Source organism: Pseudoscardovia suis, from assembly GCF_002797875.1.
Lineage (GTDB): Bacteria > Actinomycetota > Actinomycetes > Actinomycetales > Bifidobacteriaceae > Pseudoscardovia > Pseudoscardovia suis.
In genome coordinates this window covers 194,140-212,982 of record NZ_PGFC01000002.1, presented here as the reverse complement: position 1 = coordinate 212,982, position 18,843 = coordinate 194,140, and the positions used below count along the sequence as shown (strand labels likewise).

Genomic DNA, 18,843 nt, shown 5'->3' with positions numbered 1-18,843 from the left:
GTCACCTCCTTACCTGTCACCTTGTCGTTCACCTTGTGGTTTGCACGCATTCTCAGGCCTTGACGTCGTCCTTGTCCAGATCGCCCAACACAGAGTCGATCATGTCGGACTGAACGGCATCGGATTCGAGCTGCTTGCCGAGGATCTTGCCAGCCAGAGCCACCGACAGCGAACCGACCTCGCCCTTAAGGGAGACGAGAGCCTGCTTTTGCTGGGATTCGATGGACTTCTGTGCATTGGCAGAGACCTGTGCGGCCTCTTCCTCAGCGCGAGTGCGGGCATCGGCGATGATATGCGATGCCTCGGCGCGCGCGTCGTCACGAATCTTGGAAGCCTGGACACGGGCCTTGGTGAGCTGGTCTTCGTACTTCTTCTTGGCTTCCTCGGCCTCTTTCTGAGCCTTGGCAGCCTTATCGATGTTGCCCTGAATCTTTTCGGCGCGCTCGTCGAAAATCTTCTGGAACTTCGGCAGGAAGTACTTATAGAAGAAGACCGCGAGAATCACAAGGATGATAAACGACCAAAAGATGTCATACGTCTTCGGCAAGAACAAATCGATTCCGGAATTTCCTTCCGCCAGTGTCGTCATGCATCCCTCCTTTCACTGTGTAACGCTTGGATGCCCAAGCACTTCAGTTTCGGTTTCCCGCGGATTTCTTTAGCTCTTCATGATGAAGGCGACGAAGCCCAGGAGGGCGAGCACCTCGATGATTGCCAGGCCGATGTACATGATCGTGTTGATCTTGTTGGCCATTTCAGGCTGGCGGGCAGTGGACTCCATTGCCTTGCCGAACATGATGCCCAGGCCGATGCCAGGGCCGATTGCAGCGAGGCCATAGCCGAGGACGGACAGATTGCCGGCAACCTCTGCGAGGGTAGTGAGATCCATTGTTGTTTCCTTTCTTAACGCGAGGCTGGCGCCTCGCTCTAAGCATGAAATATATAGGTTATGAGTGGTTCCGCGCCTTGAAGAAAGGCTGGGTTTACTCGTCTTCCGGATAGCTGCTGTTGATGTAGACAGCTGTCAGGACGGCGAAGATGAATGCTTGCAGGCACGCGATGAAGATCTCGAATGCGGTCATCAGGAAGCCGAACACGAACCACAGTGCGCCAACGGGCACCATGGCTGCGTTATGTGCTTGCACGATGTACCAATCCGCCATGACCAGCGCGGTGGCGAGGGTCAAATGGCCCGACACCATGTTGGCGAACAGTCGAAGCGTCAGTGCGCCCGGCTGGATGATGGCGATCTCGAGGAACTTGATCGGCGACAGCAGGATGTACACGGGCCAAGGAACGCCCGCGGGGAACATCTCCTTCTTCAGATACTTCCACAGACCTCCGTTGGAACGGATGCCGGAGCGCCAGTACTGGGTGAGGGTCCACAGTGCGAACATCAAAGGCATGGCGATGGTCGCCGTTGCCGCGATGTTCATGCCGGGAATCACACCGCACAGGTTGAAGCACAGTGCGGCGAAGAAAATCGTGCAGCACACGGGCACGTAGCGCTTGCCGCGCAACTCGCCCATCGTCGCGTACACGACGTTGTACTTCACGAAGTCGATCATCCATTCGACGAAGCCCTGCCACCTACCGGGGATGAGCTTCGCCCTCTTTGCAGTGAGACCGAACACCACGAGCAGGAACACGGTCGAAATGACCCTGATCAGCACGATGCGGTTCATTGCAAACGGCGTCCCCTGGAAGAGAATCTCCGGGGGAAGGAAGTCATCGATAGAAGGAAGCTCCGAGGGTCCCGACGCCAGCACGGCTGAACCGTGCGCGGCTGCCAGGGCACTCAGTCCGACAGAACCTGTCATATGCGCCTCCTACCTCTTGTGACACGTGACACTATAGCCCCGCTCCGCGTCATCAAAATGTTACTTTCGTGCGCTTTCTTCGTCACGTCGCGTCTATAACGCAACGCGGAACGTAGTGTTTTCAGCAATTTTGCGCGAGTTTTCGCAATTTTTCGCGACACGGCTCGCATACAGCGATTTTGCTTGCGGTTTTGAGAAACGCGAACACGCTCCCATTATAAAACAATCCTACGGAACGTAGGATTTGCAACGTTTTCAGATTGCAATCAACTTACGTCTCCGTAGGATTCCGAAGTATGGACAAACGCGTCTTTTTTGCGTTCAGCGGAAATTCGGCACCAACCCGTATCCGTCATGCGCGAAAGGCGCGAAACCATCGTTTCTTGGCGACTCCGGCTCATGGCGCAGGCTCCGGTCCGTGCCAAGCTTCTTTTCACGGCGCAGTCGCGGAATCTGCGACAGGTCATACGGGGTCGTCTCGTAGATCCAGTTAATCCAGTTGCGCCACAGCAGGTTGCCATGCGCGCGCCACGAAAACACAGGCTCCTGGGTCGGATCGTCATGCGGGAAGTAGTTCTTGGGGAAGGGCACGTTGGTAAGACCCTTCTTCATGTCACGCTCGTATTCTTCAGCCAAAGTGCGCTTCGAATACTCCCAATGGCCAATTGCGAACACTTCAGAGAAATCACGCGTCGCCACAAGGCCCGGACCCGAATCAGGGCCCCACGTGAGGATCTGCAAATCCGGATTGGCGCGAATATCGCCTTCATCCACCGACGCAAGGCGGGAATGCGGCTGCAGCGCAATCTCGTCGAACCCGTTCGTCAGGAAGCAATACTCATCCTGCAAATACTGCGGAAACACACCGAAGATCTTCTGCTGCTCCAGATGCTTGCGCACGCCGTAGTGGTAATACAGGCCCGCCATGGCGCCCCAGCACAGGTACATCGTCGAGAACACATGCGTGGACGCCCAGTCGAGGATCTGCGTGAACTCATCCCAGTAGTCGACGTCCTCGAAATCCATGTGCTCGACCGGCGCGCCGGTCACCACAAGGCCGTCGTAGCAATTGTCTTTGAAAGCATCAAGCGTCTCATAGAACTTGATGAGATGATCCTTGCTCACATGCGAACCCGTGTGGGTGGCAGTGCGCATGAAGTCCACGTCAAGCTGCAACGGCGACTTTGACATGAGCCGCAGCAGCTGCGTTTCGGTCTCGATCTTCTTGGGCATGAGGTTGAGGATCACAAAGCGCAGGGGGCGGATTTCCTGCCTCTCGGCAACCGGATCCTCCAAAGCGAAGATCCGCTCGGCGTCCAGCACCCCTCGTGCCGGCAATCCCATCGGTATCTTGATAGGCATATCTCTATACTAATGGGCGCACACTGCTACGCCGTGAGAAGAAATCGCATGACGACCCATCTACGTGCAAGCGACACCGCGGGCACACCTTGATCGCGACACGCCGTCTTTGACGAAACGCACATTATCGTTAAAGTAAGTAACGCTGCCTGAAACGGCAAGCCATCGCGGGGTGGAGCAGCTCGGTAGCTCGCTGGGCTCATAACCCAGAGGTCCATGGTTCAAATCCATGCCCCGCTACCAATGAGGTCAGGAATCAAACGATTCCTGACCTTTTCCATATCATCCGCCTTTTCCCTTTGCATTTCCCCTCTGCACCCTCTCACCTTCCGGCACACTCCTTTGTGGAACTTGCACCCTTGTGGAACTTGCATGGATGACTGACCCACCAACAGATGCGTCCCACCCTCTGCACGCCTGTACCTCGCGTCACACGCGCCACACGTGTCACATATGATCACAGCCCGATGAAATAACGATACGTGGTGTTACGATACCGCTTGCGTGTTTGACCCCAGGCCCGTTCCCTTATATTCGTGGCCACATGCCCCATTCACATCACACGGCGGCATCTCAAATGCGCATGGCATGCGCTGCCCTGCACCATGCCCGTACCCGTGGAAGGTGGGAATCGCACGATTCCCGCCTTCGTCATGTCAGAACTCGTTGTGAATTCTCAGAGGCACCGATGAGCACTTCATCCAATAACAGCACCGGCCACGATTCCGCCGCACCCGAAACATCCGCAGCACCCGAAACATCCGCAGCACCCGAAGCGAGCGCCACGCCCGCAATCCACGCCGACAAGGCCGATTCCGGCTATGCCAAGGACCTCAAACCCCGGCATATCCAGATGATCGCCATCGGCGGCTCCATCGGCACCGGCCTGTTCCTCGGCGCCGGCGGACGTCTTGCGCAAGGCGGCGCAGGCCTCACCATCGCATACGCGGTGTGCGGCATCTTCGCGTTCCTCATGGTGCGCGCGCTCGGCGAACTCGCCATCCGCCGCCCTTCCTCCGGCGCTTTCGTGTCATATGCTCGTGAATTCCTCGGCGAGAAGGGCGCATACATCACCGGATGGCTGTTCTTCCTCGATTGGTCCACCACGGTCATGGCCGATATCACCGCCGTGGCGCTGTACTTCCATTATTGGAAGGCGTTCCAACCGGTGCCGCAATGGCTGCTCGCGCTGTGCGCGCTGGCGGCGGTGTTCGCGCTCAACATGCTGAGCGTCAAGGCTTTCGGCGAGGCAGAGTTCTGGTTCGCCGCCATCAAGGTCTTCACGATCCTGGCGTTCATGGTCATCGCCATCTGGGCTATCGTCACCGGCGCACCCGTGGGCGATTATCATGCCGGTCTGCACAACATCACGGATTACGGCGGGTTCTTCCCTGAAGGCATCGCACCGGTGTTTGCCTTGACGCTGGGCGTCGTGTTCGCTTTCGGCGGCACCGAGATGGTGGGCGTGGCCGCCGGCGAGGCGAAGGAAGCGCGTCAGGTGCTGCCCAAGGCGATCAACTCGATGATTCTGCGCATCTTCGGCTTTTACGTGGGTTCAGTGATTCTGATGGCGCTGGTGCTGCCTTACACCGCGTATTCGTCCAGCCAGTCGCCGTTCGTCACGTTCTTCGCCGGACTGGGCATCCCTCATGCCGGCGACGTGATTCAGGTCGTCGTGCTCACCGCAGCGCTTTCGTCGCTCAACGCCGGGCTGTATGCGACCGGCCGCACACTGCGCTCGATGGCGATGGCCGGCTCCGGTCCCCGCTTTGCAGCGCGCATGAACCGCAACCACATCCCTTACGGCGGCATCATCATCACATCCGCCTTGGGATTGCTGGGCGTAGTGCTCAACGCTGTGCTTCCGTCCGACGCATTCGACATCATCATGAATCTGGCTGGCATCGGCATCGCCGGCACGTGGTCGTCGATTCTCGTGACGCATCTGGCGTTCATGCGCCGCGTCAAGGCTGGCAAGGAGACCCGACCGGATTACCACATGCCCGGCGCACCGTTCACGGATTACCTAGCGTTGGCGTTCTTCACGCTTGTCGTCGTGTCGAATCTGACGAGCACCTCCGGAAGGTGGACGCTTGCGCTGTTCGCGGTTGTCGTCATCCTGATGATCATCGGATGGTTCGCCGTACGCGGCCGCATCAACGGCAGCCTCATGGACGAGATTCTTGACAATGATTCGGATGAGGATTCCCTTGAGGAGCTTTCCGATGATTTTGCCGCTGCGTGACCTACGTTTTGCACACGGCAACCGACAAGCGGCAACTGAACAGACGGCAACTGACTGCAGCATCGCGACAGGAGATATCATGCGCATTCACATCACTTACACAGGCGGCACAATCGGCATGGTTGAATCCGAGCACGGCCTGGTGCCGGGCGCCGACATGGCCGGATGGCTGCGTCAGCTGCTCTCGGGCAGCGATGAACTGACCCCGGACCAAGTGAGCCTGACACAGCTCGACCCATTAATCGATTCATCGAACGCCACTCCGGAGAACTGGCAGACGATGATCGACGACCTGCGCGCCCACCACGATGACGCCGATGCGTTCGTGGTGCTGCACGGCACCGATACGATGAGCTATTCATCCGCGGCATTGTCATATGCGCTCACAGATTTCGGCAAGCCGGTGATTTTCACCGGTTCCCAGCATCCACTGGGCCGCATCGAATCCGATGCCGCAGCGAACATGACGGGGGCGCTCAATGCCGCGCTCAGCGGTCGCGTCGGCAGAAACCGCCGAGCGATTTTGGACAGCGCCACCAGCGCCAACGAAGTCCAAACCCATGAAGCCCACGAAAGCGTGTGCCTGTTCTTCGGTCATCATCTGTTCGCCGGCAATCGCGTGACGAAGGCTTCGAGCTGGGCATTCGAGGGATTCCATGCGCCATCCACCGGCACGCTCGCCTGCACCGGCACGCCATGGGAATGGGAGCCGTTCGACAATCCATGCGAAGGCTGGAGCGACCCGGCGCCTTACACGCGCCATGACGTCGCGGTGATTGACGTGGCGCCCGGCATGAGTGCCGCGCGTCTCGCCGCCATGCTCGACCCGCTGCCCGAAGCCGTGCTGCTGCGCGCTTATGGCGTGGGCAACATCCCCAGCGACGAACCCGGGTTCGCTGACGTGATCGCCCGCACCCTTGGGCATGGCGTGCCGGTCGTCGTGGCTTCCCAATGCCAGCAGGCGAATGTGATGCTTGGCCGCTATGAGACCGGCGATGCGCTTGCCCGGGCGGGCGCCATCGGCACGGGTGACATGACGCTTGAAGCCGCCTATGCAAAAATCATCTTCCTTCTTTCACAAGGAGTGAAGGGAGATGATTTCGCCGATTGGATGGGACGTTCGATAGCCGGTGAAATCACCGTGCAGCAGTAGTCCCTACGTTCCCTGCGCCGAGTGCCCAGCGCTTACTCTTCCGCAGCGTGGGTGAGGTTGGCGGGATCGAGCACATCGTCAAGCACTTCAGCGCGGATATTGCCTTCTTCGAGCGCCACTTCCTTGACGGAGCGGCCTTCGCGCAGCGCGCGCTTGGCAACATGGCAGGCACCTGCGTATCCCAGGTATCCGTTGAGCGACGTGGCGATGGAGGCGCTGTGTTCGGCGCGGTAACGACCCAGCTCTTCGTTGGGTTCGATGCCGTCGACGAGGTTCACGCGCAGCGTGTCCATCGCCTTGGCGAGCACGCCCATGCCGGTGAGCAGCACGTGCACGGTGACCGGTTCGAAGGCGTTGAGCTGCAGCTGGCCGGCTTCCGCAGCGGCGGTGACGGTGGCGTCCATGCCGAAGATCGTGAACACGGCCTGGTTCACGCATTCGGCGATGACCGGGTTCACCTTGCCCGGCATGATGGACGAACCAGCTTGGCGTGCGGGGATGTGAATCTCTTGCAGACCAGACTGCGGGCCAGATGCGAGCAGGCGAATGTCGTTGCATGTCTTGCCCAAGTGCACGGCGAGGCGCTTGAGCTGGGAGGAGACGTCCACGAAATCGGCCATGTCGCTGGTGGCGGCGATGGCGTCTTCGGCGGATCGGATTGACAGACCAGACACATAGCTGAGCTTGTGGGCGACGAGGCTGCGGAAGCGGGCGTCGGCGCAGATGCCCGTGCCGATTGCCGTGCCGCCGAGGTTCACGACGCACAGCGCATCGATTTGTGCGGTGAGCTTGGCGACGTCATCTTCCAATACAGAGGCGTAGGCTCCAAATTCCTGACCGAAGGTCATCGGCACCGCATCCTGCAACTGCGTGCGGCCAAGCTTGACCATGTCTTTGCTGCGCCGTGCCAGCGTGCGGAACGACATTGCGAGCGCACGTGCGGAGCGAATGACGGGGCGCAGCGCGAACACGAGCGCGAGACGGCATGCCGCCGGATATGTGTCGTTCGTGGACTGAGATTTGTTGACTGTGTCGTTGGGGTTGATCACGTCATAGGCGCCGCGCTTGTATCCGCCGATTTCCAATGCACGGTTGGCGATGACCTCGTTCACGTTCATGTTGGTGCTGGTGCCGGCACCGCCCTGGAGCACGTCGACGGGGAACTGGTCGTCGAACGCACCTGTGAACACTTCGGAGCACGCTTGGTCGATGAGTGCGAGCTGCTCGTCGCTGATGCCACCCAGTTCCGCATTCGCCCGGGCGCATGCCTGCTTGATGAGGGCGTAAGCGTGAATGAGTTCAGGGTGGCTGCTCACCGCCACGCCGCTGACCGGGAAGTTCTCGATAGCGCGCTGCGTGTGAATGCCCCAGTATGCCGCGGCGGGCACGAGCCTGGAACCCAGCGAGTCGCATTCCTTGCGCATTGCCTTCATGCCTTCCATCGTATGGGAGGCCTTCTGTGCGACGCTAGCGGTTTCGCTGTCGGCGGCGCGGCGTGCTGCCGCGTCCAGCATGGATTCCTCGCGAATCTCGGCAGCGACGTCGACGCTGGTGCTAATGTCGGCTGCAATGTGGCTTGGGGCGATCTCGTAGGTCATGGCTGTTCTCTTCCTTTGTTGGCTTTTGCTTGGCTGTGGCTGTCGGTTGGCGGATTCACGGAATCGCGACGATGGAATTCGCATTCGATGCATTGCGCTTCCGTGATTTCCGAATGATCACAAACCCCGAGCGTACGAACTTGCGACACACCGCACAAGACCCCTACTTCCTTGAACTTCCATAGGTTTTACCTTTGGTTGTGCCCCTGCGACGCATCCGCCCCGCAGAGCACCCCCGCAGAGCACCCGTCACATGAACCGTCCATCATGTTGACGTTGTTACCTTCGCGTAACCGCGCCGCCCCACAATCGCCTCATGATGACGCTTACCCAAATCCAGGCCTTTTATTTCGCGGCCACCGAGGGATCTTTCACAGCGGCAGCCCGGCAGCTGGGAATGACGCAACCCACGGTTTCGGAACTGGTGCGGCGCATTGAAGACGAATACCGCATCGCATTGTTCGTCCGTTCCGGCCGCAAGCTTGTGCTCACGGCGGCAGGGCGCACGCTGCTGCCATGGGCCAAACGCATGCTTGACGGCGAGATAGGCGGCGACGCGGCATTGCGAGCGCTCACCACCGGCGAAAGCGGCACGGTATCGTTCGGCATTCTGCGCAATGCAGGCTATTACGGTCTCTCCGATCTGGCGACGGATTTCAGCCGTGCGCACCCGCATGTGAAGCTTCGCTTGGTAGGCCAGAATTCCTTCGAAGTCGCCGATGCCGTGCGTTCCGGGGAACTCGAGGCAGGACTGCTGTGTCTGCCGGTGCCCGTGCATGATTTGCAGACGCGGCTCATCATGCAGCAAGAGATTGTGTGGGCGAGCGCTTCCGCCGAACGATGCGCGGCTCCGATGCGAGTGGAAGACATTCCCCACGCGCCGGTGATCCTGTATGACGCTCACCATGGGTGGAACGACCCGTCGCGACGCCAGCTGGCGCAACGGGCGCAGCTCAAAGGCGTCACGCTGGAGCCGCAGATCGAGGTGGAGTCGGTGGAATCCGCCGTGCAGCTCGTCGCTGCCGGGCTTGGTGACACCCTGCTGCCCAGCGCCGTGGTTAATTCCCCGCGCTTCCCCTCCGACATCCACACCACGCCGTTTGACCATCCGCTGTTCGACACATTCGCCTTGGTGACCCGCAAGGACTGGGATATGTCTCCCATTACGCAACAACTGGCGCATATCGCTGTCGAAAGGCTGCTGTCAACGGTTTCGCGCAACGACCAAATCCTGTGGAACGACACACAGTGACCACCCGCGGCACACAACCGCTTGAGCAAGCATTCGCGCACAAACACGCATCAAAACACCTTGCGACAAGGCACAAGAAAAGCGCCCGGCCATACGACCGAGCGCTTGAAATCTAAAAATCGTGCACGAATCATGCAATTTCGACGGTGGTGCCGTCGGGGATGTTGTCATAAATCCATTTGGCGTCGGACACAGTGAGGCGAAGGCACCCGTGGGATGCAGGCCTGCCGAGTTTCTCAGCCTCCGACACGATGTAGTTTCCGTCGGAATCGGTGGGCACGGTGTGGAAGAGGTAGTCGCCATAGAAACTCACCCACCAGTTCGCGCCCATCTGCTCATTGGGATTGAAGAAATTCTCGCCGCGTGACTGCACCGTGAACGTGCCATGCGGCGTGGAATCATCCATGCCGGACGAGCAGATCATCGTATAGATCGTGGTATCGCCGTCTTTGATATACACGCGCTGGTCAGCGAGGGACACGCTGATCGACAGGTCCTCGGCCTGGCTCACATCCGGATACGCACCGCCGGAAGCGCCCTGCCAGTCAATCGCCGCCGAGGACGACGACTCGTCAGATGCGCCGCTTGCCGTGGAATCAGGCTGCGCTGGACTCGACGCGGAATTCGAAGGAGCGGATTGAGGCTGCACGAGCTGGATCTGCTCCGTTCCCCGATAGCCCCGATGGCGCGAAACCGCCGCCTTGGCCTGCACAACTGCGACGCACACAATCAGTATCGCCACCACAATCAGGCACACGGCGAGCGCAACCATGCGGCGGCTACCGGCATTCGTCCGCCGGCTAGCCGACTGCACATCCCCGTCGCGCCCATCCTTTTTCGGAGCGTCATTCCTCGAAGGATCTGTCATGCCACTCATGGAGCCTCCTGCACGTTCACCAGACAACGGTACGAAACATAAGCGCGGCTTATCATAGCAACCCTCCCCGTCTTGCGTTCCCGTGTCTCTATGAGCGGTATGTGATGTGCGTGCGTGCGCACAATCACATACCGCCCGTTAAGCCTGCGCACCGCAGTGCGAACGCCGTATCCCCACCGCAAAGTATCCTGTAATCAGCCCGACATGCGTGCGGGCCCGATGCTGCGCCAGCCGTCGTCGGTCGTTGCGGCCGCCCCAAGCCATTGCCGAGGACGATACCGCGAACCCCACGAGCGCCAGCAAGGCACCGGCACAAGTTCACGCACAAGTTCATACATATTAAAGGAGAAACCAATGGCTGAAACCTTTGACGTCGTTGTGGAAATCCCTCGCGGTTCGCGCAACAAGTACGAAGTCGACCATGAGACCGGTCGCATTCGTCTGGACCGCACCCTGTTCACCTCCATGGAATACCCCGATGATTACGGTTACATCGAGGGAACCCTGGGCGAGGACGGCGACCCGCTCGACGCGCTGGTCATGCTCCCCATCTCCGTGTTCCCCGGCTGCGTGGTCGAGTGCCGTGCAGTGGGCCTGTATCACATGGTTGACGAGGCCGGCGGCGACGATAAGGTGCTGTGCGTGCCCGCCGATGTGCGCTACGACAACATCAAGGACATCGACGACGTCTCCGAATTCCACAAGAAGGAAATCGATCACTTCTTCTCGCAGTACAAGGCTCTGGAACCGGGCAAGGAAGTCAAGCCGGGATCCTTCTGGACCAACGCCGCCAAGGCCGAGGCCGAAATCGTCGCCGCTCGCAAGCGTCTGGCCGATTCCGAGAAGTGAAAACTGCCTGACCACTGCCTGATTGCGAAATGACCAGGCGACGATCCAATCGCCGGTCAGTGTAAACGGCCATGTGAACGGCACTGTAAACGGCAATGCAAACGGCGGGACTGCAAGTTGCAGCCCCGCCGTTTTTATGTCTGTTTATCATGCCCGCCCCGCCGGAGCGACCGCGCGCATCACAGGAGCATCACCACAAGCAATGCAGCCACGGCGATCACAGCGCCATACAACAGCACCGGAATCAGCCCCCAGCACAGCCACAGATTGCGCAGCGAAGGAGCCACGATCGAAGGATCGACATCCACGCGCACGAAATCCGCCACAGAACCGGAGCCCCGTGACCACAGGTAGCTCGCCAACGCCAGCAGCGCGAGCGCCAGGAACATGCCGGCGAGCACGCACCACGCCCCCACGGGGTTGCGCCGCCGTGCCTCGCCCCACAGATGCAATTGGGGAAGCATGCACCAGCCCATACCACACAAAGCGATCAACCCTGCCGACATCGTGGTTGACAACGAAAAGATCATGCGTGTACGCGACGCGCGCAGCAGCTCATACAAAAACGCGCCGATGACCAACAGCGATGCGAGCGCGACCATCCACACCATCCAGCGTCCGCCCACAGGCCCGAGGAAGCCAGCCAGCAATCCGCCAGCGCCCATCGCAATCGCAGCCACGCGAGCCGCAAGCTGCGACGGGGTGCGCAAACGGAAGGGATATACCGCCGCCACGATCAACGCGCACACGAAAGCCTCGCATGCAGCCCACGGGGACGTTGCGAGAGGGTCGTTGGATGTGGCCGGCGCAAACCACAGCGCCGCCATGCACAAATACGCCACGAGTTCCACGAGCAGCGTGCGCACCACCATGCCGGCGCCGTTCTGCACAAGCGGCGCCACGCCCAGGGAAGCGGGCGATTGCCCGGACTTCCGGGAATCCGCTTGGAGAGAGTCCGCATCATGGTCGGCCATATCGTTCCTCCTTGATCGATGCACGCAAAGCCACGTATGCCCTCAAGCATACCGAGCCAGACATACCGCCGTCACCGCCACCCTGCTCGATGCCCGCATTCAAGCCATTGCATCAAGCTTCGTAAATTCCACGTTAACGAACAATGCAGGTTTTTGAAACCTCGGCGTGATTAAACTGGTTCACATACGCAATATTTCCGGAAACTGCGTCTGCTAACAACAACTTTCCCGGGAACTGCATCTGCTAACACCCCGATCGGCTCGCAAGGAGGTATAGCTATGACAGATTTAACCTTGATGACCAATACCCAAGACCCTGCTACCGTCTTGCCATCCCTTGCACTGCTCTCCCATCGTGTTCGGGTGCTGCCGCTTGATGCCGCTTCGCTTGTGCGAATGCCGGAGTCCACGATTTTGTTCATCGACGCCCGGGATGATCTTGCCAGCGCCCGCACCCTGTGTCGGCTCATTCACGCATCCGGTCTGTCAACTCCCATCGTGCTCGTGCTCACCGAAGGCGGTTTCACCGTCGTCAACGCGCAATGGGGCATCGCCGACGTGGTGATTGCCTCCGCCAGCCCCGCAGAGCTCGAAGCCCGTCTGCGGCTCATCGCAGAACGCGGCCGCTCTGCATCAGTCCCCGCTGCCCCCGGCGCAACGAACGCCTCGTTCGACACTCAGGAAGGCGTCATTCATTGCGGCGACCTGGTGGTCGACACGAACGGCTACACCGCAAGCCTTCGCGGCAAGCCCATCGACCTGGCATACAAGGAATTCGAACTGCTCAAATACCTCGTCATGCATCCTGGGCGCGTGTTCACTCGCGCCCAGCTTCTGCAAGAGGTGTGGGGATACGATTATTACGGCGGCACTCGAACCGTGGACGTGCACATCCGCCGCCTGCGCGCCAAGCTGGGCGGGGAATACGAGCACCTCATCGGCACCGTGCGCAATGTGGGCTACCGCTTCGACCCGCCCCAGGAGTCCGATGGCGCCGATGACGACCTTGACAACGGCTTGGACTCCGACCTTGACACCGACGAGAATTAACAGCAGTCAGCGATTGGCCATCATCGACCACTAGCCAAAGACCGACGTCTAACAACTAGCACATAACCGATATCTCAACAACAACCGCCGTCTCAATAACTCAAACCGAAGGTCCCTATCCCCATGCCTCGTGAAAACGCAAAGGCACGCCATGCGCGCATGCATGAAGAATATGCAATCCTGTGCGAAACCTACCCGCACCCCGTATGCGCCCTGAATTTCACCAACCCTTTTGAACTGCTGGTGGCAACCATGCTGTCGGCGCAAACCACCGACAAGCAGGTCAACAAGGTCACGCCAGAACTGTTTTCGCGTTATCCCGATGCGCGAGCGCTCGCCGGTGCGAACGTGCAGGATGTGGAGCGCATCATCCACTCCCTCGGTTTCTTCCACACCAAAGCGCAACGAGCCATCGATCTGTCGCGCGCCCTGTTGGAGACGCATGACGGCGAGGTGCCGAGCACCATGGATGAGCTCACTGCCCTGCCCGGCGTGGGGCGCAAAACCGCAAATGTGGTGTTGGGCAACGCATTCGGGGTCCCCGGCTTCCCCGTGGACACGCATGTGATTCGAGTGACCGGACGCCTGCACTGGCGCACCGATTGGCGCACGCCGCACCCCGACCCCGTGCATATCGAAAGCGAAATCTGCGCCGTGTTCGATCCTGCGGATTGGACGGACCTGTCGCACCGGCTCATCTTCCATGGGCGTGACACCTGCCATGCACGCGGACCGGAATGCGGGCGCTGTCCGCTCGCCGGCACCTGCCCCAGCGCTGGAATCTTCTGACAATCGAGCCTGACAATCCCGCCGGCAACGCCCCACGCCACTCACGAGCATTCCATGGCCCACCGCACGGCCACGGTCGCTCCCGCACTGCTCGTACAGTTAGAGACATGACCATTCCCCCACATGCGACGCACGGCGATGAACCTCAGGACTGGCACGCACCACAGCAGTCACTTGCACGAACCGACGTTCAGGAGCCCGCTTCTCAGGAATCCACGGCACAAGGATTGCGAGAAACCAAACCCGCGGAATACCCCGCCGACGAATCCGTCACACAGGAATCCGCGACATTCCCCGCAGACCAAGCCCCCGCGCCAGAATCGATCGCGCAGGATTCCTCCGCGCAGGATTCCCACGGCACGGGAGGCCACGGCAATGCCCGCGCCGCCGCAGCGCGCAGCTGGGTCGTATTCATAGCGTGCCTCGTGGTGTTCGGCTTCGTCGCATGGCTCGCATGGGGCGCTGTGGTCACGCACGACAATCCGCTGGTGCGGCAAGCAACAGGCAAAAGCACCGCAAGCGTCACCATCGCCGTAGGCACGGTGCCTAGTTCCCTTGACGTGCACGATGCCGCGAACGCAAGCGCCGCGCAATACCTTGTGGGCAATGTCTATGAAACCATCACAGGACGCAACGAGTCCAATAACGCCACCGCCGGGCTCGCCCGTTCCTGGGATGAATCCGATGACGGCCTCACATTCACATTCCATCTCAACACCGGTATGCATTTTGCTAACGGAGATGCACTCGACGCCTCCGACGTGGTGTGGTCGCTGCAGCAAACCGTGTCGAACAATTACGCAGGCGCCAGCGAACTGAGCACACTGGCATCCGTCTCCAACACTGATGAGAGCACCGTGGTCATGACGCTTTCCACCCCTGACCAAACGCTGCCATGGAAGCTTTCCGGAGTGGCTGGCATCGTGTGGGATGAAGAAAACCCCGGCGACTCCACGACCCCTGGCGTCGGCTCAGGACCTTACGCGTTGGGAACGCTGGATGCGGGAACGGCGCTCACGCTCACACGAAACGACGCTTATTGGAGGCCACATCACACGGAAGTCCCGGCAACCGTGAAACTCGCCGCATACACCGACGCTTCCCAAGCCTGCGCCGACCTGCAGAGCGGCGCCATCGACGCAATACTGCCGCTCGCCGGGTTCCGTGCTTCAAGCGTCGAAGGCATCGACGGCATCCGCACGACCACCATGCAATCCACGCAAAAAACAGCAATCGCCTTCCATTCAGGCGGCGCCACGTTCTTCGCTGATTCCGATGTGAGAGCATCGGCCCGCACCGCTCTCGACGAAAACGCCATCGTCTCCGCGGCAGGAGTGGAAGGCACACGGCTCAACGGCCCCATTGCGCCACTCGACCCTGGTTATGAAGAGCTGGACGACACGTGGGGCTATGACCCGCAGGCTGCAATGACGAACTACCGTTTCACGGGACGCTACGCACTGAATCTCGTCTACCGGCAATCCGATGAGGCGCTCGCCAACACCATCATCAATGCCTTCACCGCAGCCAGCTGGCGCGTCACCGGCGTTGAACTGGACGACGCAGCGTATGAGGAACGAGTGATCAACCAACAGGATTATGACCTGACGATCGTGCATTTCAACGGCAGCCGCGACCTGGCGAGCATCGAAGACCCCACGAATTTCGTGGGCTACACGAACGCCACCACCGACGACCTGTGGAAACAGGTGCAGGCAGCCACCACCGACACGGATTACAGCAATGCGGCTGCGGCGCTGGCACGGCAGATCAACAATGACTGTGCATACGACTGGCTGTATGTCTCCACTCCATCTGCGGCGGCGCGCACATCGCTCAGCGGCATGCCCACGCTGTATTCCGCCGGCCGAATGGACTTGGGCTCCCTGCATGTGGAATGACACGCTGCGCAGGCGCTGCGACGCATGGAACATCGCCATGTGAGGCCGTTGAGGCAACGCCCTCAAGAATCGTTGAAATTCCGCCACATGTCACGCTGAATCCTTAAACTAGCGGCTATGGCTGATAAACAAGAATCCATCACAGCGAACCTCACTCCGCTGCCCGACCGCGCAGGGGTCGAAGGCCTCGAAGCCAAGTGGGGAGCCCAGTGGGAAGAGTCCCAGGTTTACCGTTTCCACAACACCCGTGACCGCAAGGCCGTCTACTCCATCGACACCCCGCCGCCCACCGCGTCCGGCCATCTGCACGTGGGCCACGTGTTCTCATACACTCACACCGACGTGATCGCCCGCTACAAGCGCATGCGCGGGTTCGATGTGCTCTACCCGATGGGCTGGGATGACAACGGCCTGCCTACCGAACGCCGTGTGCAGAATTATTACGGCGTGCGCGTCGACACGTCGCTCAAGTACGATCCGAACTTCAAGCCTCCGTTCGAAGGAACCGAAGGCAAGAAGATTCAGGCGAAGGATCAGGTGCCCTGCTCTCGCCAGAACTTCATCGAGCTGTGCGAGAAGCTCACCCCGCAGGACGAAGCCCAGTTCGAGAAGCTGTGGCGCGCCCTCGGCCTGTCGATTGACTGGACGCAGACCTACAACACGATCGGCACCCATGCGCGCCGTGTGGCGCAGAAGGCGTTCCTGCGCAACCTCGCCCGCGGCGAGGCTTATCAGAAGGAAGCCCCCGGCCTGTGGGACGTCACGTTCCAGACCGCTGTCGCTCAGGCAGAGCTGGAAAGCCGTGAATACGACGGCTTCTACCACCGCGTCGCTTTCCGTTTCGAAGACGGCACGCCGATTTACATCGAGACGACGCGACCCGAGCTGCTCCCTGCATGCTGCGCACTGATCGCCCACCCCGATGACGAACGCTACAAGAAGTACTTCGGCAGCTACGTCTACTCCCCGCTGTTCAAGGTCAAGGTGCCGATCCTCGCGCACAAGGCCGCGGAAATGGACAAGGGCGCCGGCATCGCCATGTGCTGCACGTTCGGCGACGTGACCGACGTGGAGTGGTGGCGCGACCTGCATCTGCCCACCCGATCCATCATCCAGCGCAACGGCCGCATCATCATGAGCGTGCCTGATTGGCTTGAGGATCCCGAAGGCATCGGTCTGTTCCAGCAGCTTGAAGGCAAGACCACGTACACTGCGCGCCAGATCATCGTGGATGCGCTGCGCCAGTCCGGCGATCTGGATGGCGAACCCCGCCCCACGAAGCGTATGACGAACTTCTATGAGAAGGGCGACAAGCCGCTCGAAATCGTCACCTCGCGCCAGTGGTATCTCAAGAACGGCGGCACCGACCCCAAGCTCAACGCCGAACTCATCGAACGCGGCAAGGAGCTGGACTTCCACCCGGACTTCATGCGCGTGCGCTACAACAACTGGGTGCAGGGGCTCAACGGCGACTGGCTGATCTCTCGCCAGCGCTACTTTGGCATCCCGTTCCCGCTGTGGTACCCCGTGAAGGAAGACGGCTCCACCGACTTCGAGCATCCTCTCACCCCGAAGGAAGCCGACCTGCCAATCGACCCGACGCAGGATGTGCCCGAAGGCTTCGTCGAGGAGCAGCGCGACCAGCCCGGCGGCTTCACCGCTGAGAAGGACATCATGGACACGTGGGCGACGTCGTCGCTCACCCCGCAAATCGTGACCCACTGGGGCGAGCCGGGCGAAGACGGATTCTTCAACGCCTCGTTCCCGATGGACCTGCGTCCGCAGGGACAGGACATCATCCGCACCTGGCTGTTCAGCACCATCGACCGCGCTCATCTTGAGAACGGCGTGCTGCCGTGGAAGCATGCGACGCTTTCCGGTTGGATCCTGGACCCCGATCACAAGAAGATGAGCAAGTCCAAGGGCAACGTGGTGGTGCCCAACGAGCCGATCGAGAAGTACGGCGCCGACGCAGTGCGTTACTGGGCCGCCTCCGCACGCCTCGGCGTGGACGCCACATATGACGAAGGCCAGATGAAGATTGGCCGCCGTCTGGCGATCAAGCTGCTCAACGCCACGAAGTTCGCCCTGGCCATCGGCCGTGAAGACGAGAACCATCATGTGACCGAGCCCGCGCAGGCCGTGTGGGATCCGGCGAACGTGACGGTCGCCCTCGATCGTGCGACGATGGGCGCGCTCGCCGCGGTGATTCGCGAAGCCACCGACGCGCTGGAGAACTACGATCACGCCAAGGCGCTCGACGCCATCGAGACGTTCTTCTGGCAGTTCTGCGACGATTACATCGAGCTCGTCAAGAACCGCGCCTACGGCACGGCGGACGCCACGCATCAGGTGCCCAGCCCGGAGGATGTGCTCTCCGCACGTACCACGCTCGGCTTGGGTCTCGATGCCTTCGCCCGCCTGTTCGCGCCATACCTGCCGTATGCCGCTGAAGAAGTGTGGAGCTGGATGCATTCCGACGGCGGTTCCGTGCATCGCGCCGCATGGCCGGATGCCGGCTACTATGCCGCCATTGCAGGAAAGGCAGACCCGGCGCAGCTTGACTGGGCTGGCCGCACGCTTGCCGCGCTGCGCAAGATCAAGTCCGAGGCGAAGGTCTCGATGAAGACGCCGATCCTGAGCGCCGAGATCAACGTGAACCGTGAAGGCGCCGGCTTCGTCAAGTCCGCGCTGATCGATATCGCAGAAGCCGGCCATGTGACCGGTCCGATTGCGGTTACCGCCGTGACGCATGCCAATGACGCCGATGACGACCAGGACACTGGCATCAAGGTCGTCTCCAGCAAGCTGGGTGAGCCGCCGGCCAAGAAGCCAAAGGCATGATCGCATGATTGACTAGGTTCTGCTGGCAATCAGCTCGTTGTACGGACTGATTGCCAGCAGAATCCCGAATCTACATATGCGTGTGGGGCATCGAGTCGTTCGATGCCCCACACGCATATCACGCTTGCT

15 protein-coding genes and 1 tRNA gene are annotated in these 18,843 nt (G+C 60.3%); 9 read left to right on the top strand and 7 right to left on the bottom strand.

What is annotated here, in order from left to right; genetic code table 11:
* Positions 1–52 precede the first annotated feature (52 nt).
* The 4 genes from CLV65_RS03535 to CLV65_RS03520 all read right to left on the bottom strand — a co-directional run bounded on the left by CLV65_RS03535 (position 53) and on the right by CLV65_RS03520 (position 3,182).
* On the bottom strand, positions 53–589 hold the full coding sequence (locus CLV65_RS03535; RefSeq protein WP_094691289.1) for a F0F1 ATP synthase subunit B: 537 nt from the start codon (positions 587–589) through the stop codon (positions 53–55).
* A gap of 69 nt (positions 590–658) precedes the next feature.
* Complete coding sequence (atpE, locus tag CLV65_RS03530) at positions 659–889, bottom strand: ATP synthase F0 subunit C (RefSeq protein WP_094691290.1); 231 nt, start codon at positions 887–889, stop codon at positions 659–661.
* 94 nt (positions 890–983) lie between these two features.
* Positions 984–1,820 (bottom strand): F0F1 ATP synthase subunit A, encoded by an 837-nt coding sequence (gene atpB, locus CLV65_RS03525; protein WP_094691291.1) that lies wholly within the window; start codon positions 1,818–1,820, stop codon positions 984–986.
* Between the two features lie 321 nt (positions 1,821–2,141).
* Entirely contained in the window at positions 2,142–3,182 is a 1,041-nt protein-coding gene (locus CLV65_RS03520; protein ID WP_094691292.1) for a homoserine O-succinyltransferase, read from the bottom strand.
* 166 nt (positions 3,183–3,348) lie between these two features.
* Here CLV65_RS03520 and CLV65_RS03515 point away from each other — a divergent pair.
* The 3 genes from CLV65_RS03515 to CLV65_RS03505 all read left to right on the top strand — a co-directional run bounded on the left by CLV65_RS03515 (position 3,349) and on the right by CLV65_RS03505 (position 6,580).
* Positions 3,349–3,425: transfer RNA gene (locus CLV65_RS03515), tRNA-Met, on the top strand.
* Positions 3,426–3,870: 445 nt separating this feature from the next.
* Positions 3,871–5,427, top strand: a complete 1,557-nt coding sequence (locus CLV65_RS03510; protein WP_244569150.1) for an amino acid permease — start codon at positions 3,871–3,873, stop codon at positions 5,425–5,427.
* Positions 5,428–5,506: 79 nt separating this feature from the next.
* Positions 5,507–6,580 (top strand): asparaginase, encoded by a 1,074-nt coding sequence (locus CLV65_RS03505; protein ID WP_094691400.1) that lies wholly within the window; start codon positions 5,507–5,509, stop codon positions 6,578–6,580.
* Between the two features lie 32 nt (positions 6,581–6,612).
* Here the strand turns inward: CLV65_RS03505 and CLV65_RS03500 are convergent, their stop codons facing one another.
* Positions 6,613–8,022 (bottom strand): aspartate ammonia-lyase, encoded by a 1,410-nt coding sequence (locus tag CLV65_RS03500; protein ID WP_244569155.1) that lies wholly within the window; start codon positions 8,020–8,022, stop codon positions 6,613–6,615.
* Between the two features lie 472 nt (positions 8,023–8,494).
* Between CLV65_RS03500 and CLV65_RS03495 the strand changes: the two genes are divergently transcribed.
* The gene (locus CLV65_RS03495; protein ID WP_342351802.1) at positions 8,495–9,430 is read left to right on the top strand and encodes a LysR family transcriptional regulator; all 936 of its coding nucleotides are present in this window, start codon (positions 8,495–8,497) and stop codon (positions 9,428–9,430) included.
* 130 nt (positions 9,431–9,560) lie between these two features.
* Here the strand turns inward: CLV65_RS03495 and CLV65_RS03490 are convergent, their stop codons facing one another.
* Positions 9,561–10,307, bottom strand: coding sequence for a L,D-transpeptidase (locus tag CLV65_RS03490; RefSeq protein ID WP_244569151.1), 747 nt, complete (start codon positions 10,305–10,307; stop codon positions 9,561–9,563).
* A 354-nt stretch (positions 10,308–10,661) separates the two neighbouring features.
* Between CLV65_RS03490 and CLV65_RS03485 the strand changes: the two genes are divergently transcribed.
* Positions 10,662–11,156, top strand: a complete 495-nt coding sequence (locus CLV65_RS03485) for an inorganic diphosphatase (RefSeq protein WP_094691293.1) — start codon at positions 10,662–10,664, stop codon at positions 11,154–11,156.
* Between the two features lie 179 nt (positions 11,157–11,335).
* Here the strand turns inward: CLV65_RS03485 and CLV65_RS03480 are convergent, their stop codons facing one another.
* The gene (locus CLV65_RS03480; RefSeq protein WP_094691294.1) at positions 11,336–12,130 is read right to left on the bottom strand and encodes a hypothetical protein; all 795 of its coding nucleotides are present in this window, start codon (positions 12,128–12,130) and stop codon (positions 11,336–11,338) included.
* A 279-nt stretch (positions 12,131–12,409) separates the two neighbouring features.
* On the opposite strand from CLV65_RS03480, the gene CLV65_RS03475 reads away from it, so the two are divergent.
* The 4 genes from CLV65_RS03475 to valS all read left to right on the top strand — a co-directional run bounded on the left by CLV65_RS03475 (position 12,410) and on the right by valS (position 18,714).
* Complete coding sequence (locus tag CLV65_RS03475; RefSeq protein ID WP_094691295.1) at positions 12,410–13,180, top strand: winged helix-turn-helix transcriptional regulator; 771 nt, start codon at positions 12,410–12,412, stop codon at positions 13,178–13,180.
* A 159-nt stretch (positions 13,181–13,339) separates the two neighbouring features.
* Positions 13,340–13,969, top strand: a complete 630-nt coding sequence (nth, locus tag CLV65_RS03470) for an endonuclease III (RefSeq protein WP_094691296.1) — start codon at positions 13,340–13,342, stop codon at positions 13,967–13,969.
* 107 nt (positions 13,970–14,076) lie between these two features.
* Entirely contained in the window at positions 14,077–15,870 is a 1,794-nt protein-coding gene (locus tag CLV65_RS03465) for an ABC transporter substrate-binding protein (protein WP_157847210.1), read from the top strand.
* A gap of 117 nt (positions 15,871–15,987) precedes the next feature.
* Positions 15,988–18,714, top strand: a complete 2,727-nt coding sequence (gene valS / locus CLV65_RS03460) for a valine--tRNA ligase (protein ID WP_094691298.1) — start codon at positions 15,988–15,990, stop codon at positions 18,712–18,714.
* Positions 18,715–18,843 lie beyond the last annotated feature (129 nt).

Excerpts from the sequence above, each read along its gene's own strand:
- CLV65_RS03535 (WP_094691289.1), bottom strand. The coding sequence starts at position 589 with ATGACGACACTGGCGGAAGGAAATTCCGGAATCGATTTGTTCTTGCCG.
- atpE (WP_094691290.1), bottom strand. The coding sequence starts at position 889 with ATGGATCTCACTACCCTCGCAGAGGTTGCCGGCAATCTGTCCGTCCTC.
- atpB (WP_094691291.1), bottom strand. The coding sequence starts at position 1,820 with ATGACAGGTTCTGTCGGACTGAGTGCCCTGGCAGCCGCGCACGGTTCA.
- CLV65_RS03520 (WP_094691292.1), bottom strand. The coding sequence starts at position 3,182 with ATGCCTATCAAGATACCGATGGGATTGCCGGCACGAGGGGTGCTGGAC.
- CLV65_RS03510 (WP_244569150.1), top strand. The coding sequence starts at position 3,871 with ATGAGCACTTCATCCAATAACAGCACCGGCCACGATTCCGCCGCACCC.
- CLV65_RS03505 (WP_094691400.1), top strand. The coding sequence starts at position 5,507 with ATGCGCATTCACATCACTTACACAGGCGGCACAATCGGCATGGTTGAA.
- CLV65_RS03500 (WP_244569155.1), bottom strand. The coding sequence starts at position 8,022 with ATGGAAGGCATGAAGGCAATGCGCAAGGAATGCGACTCGCTGGGTTCC.
- CLV65_RS03495 (WP_342351802.1), top strand. The coding sequence starts at position 8,495 with ATGATGACGCTTACCCAAATCCAGGCCTTTTATTTCGCGGCCACCGAG.
- CLV65_RS03490 (WP_244569151.1), bottom strand. The coding sequence starts at position 10,307 with ATGAGTGGCATGACAGATCCTTCGAGGAATGACGCTCCGAAAAAGGAT.
- CLV65_RS03485 (WP_094691293.1), top strand. The coding sequence starts at position 10,662 with ATGGCTGAAACCTTTGACGTCGTTGTGGAAATCCCTCGCGGTTCGCGC.
- CLV65_RS03480 (WP_094691294.1), bottom strand. The coding sequence starts at position 12,130 with ATGGCCGACCATGATGCGGACTCTCTCCAAGCGGATTCCCGGAAGTCC.
- CLV65_RS03475 (WP_094691295.1), top strand. The coding sequence starts at position 12,410 with ATGACAGATTTAACCTTGATGACCAATACCCAAGACCCTGCTACCGTC.
- nth (WP_094691296.1), top strand. The coding sequence starts at position 13,340 with ATGCATGAAGAATATGCAATCCTGTGCGAAACCTACCCGCACCCCGTA.
- CLV65_RS03465 (WP_157847210.1), top strand. The coding sequence starts at position 14,077 with ATGACCATTCCCCCACATGCGACGCACGGCGATGAACCTCAGGACTGG.
- valS (WP_094691298.1), top strand. The coding sequence starts at position 15,988 with ATGGCTGATAAACAAGAATCCATCACAGCGAACCTCACTCCGCTGCCC.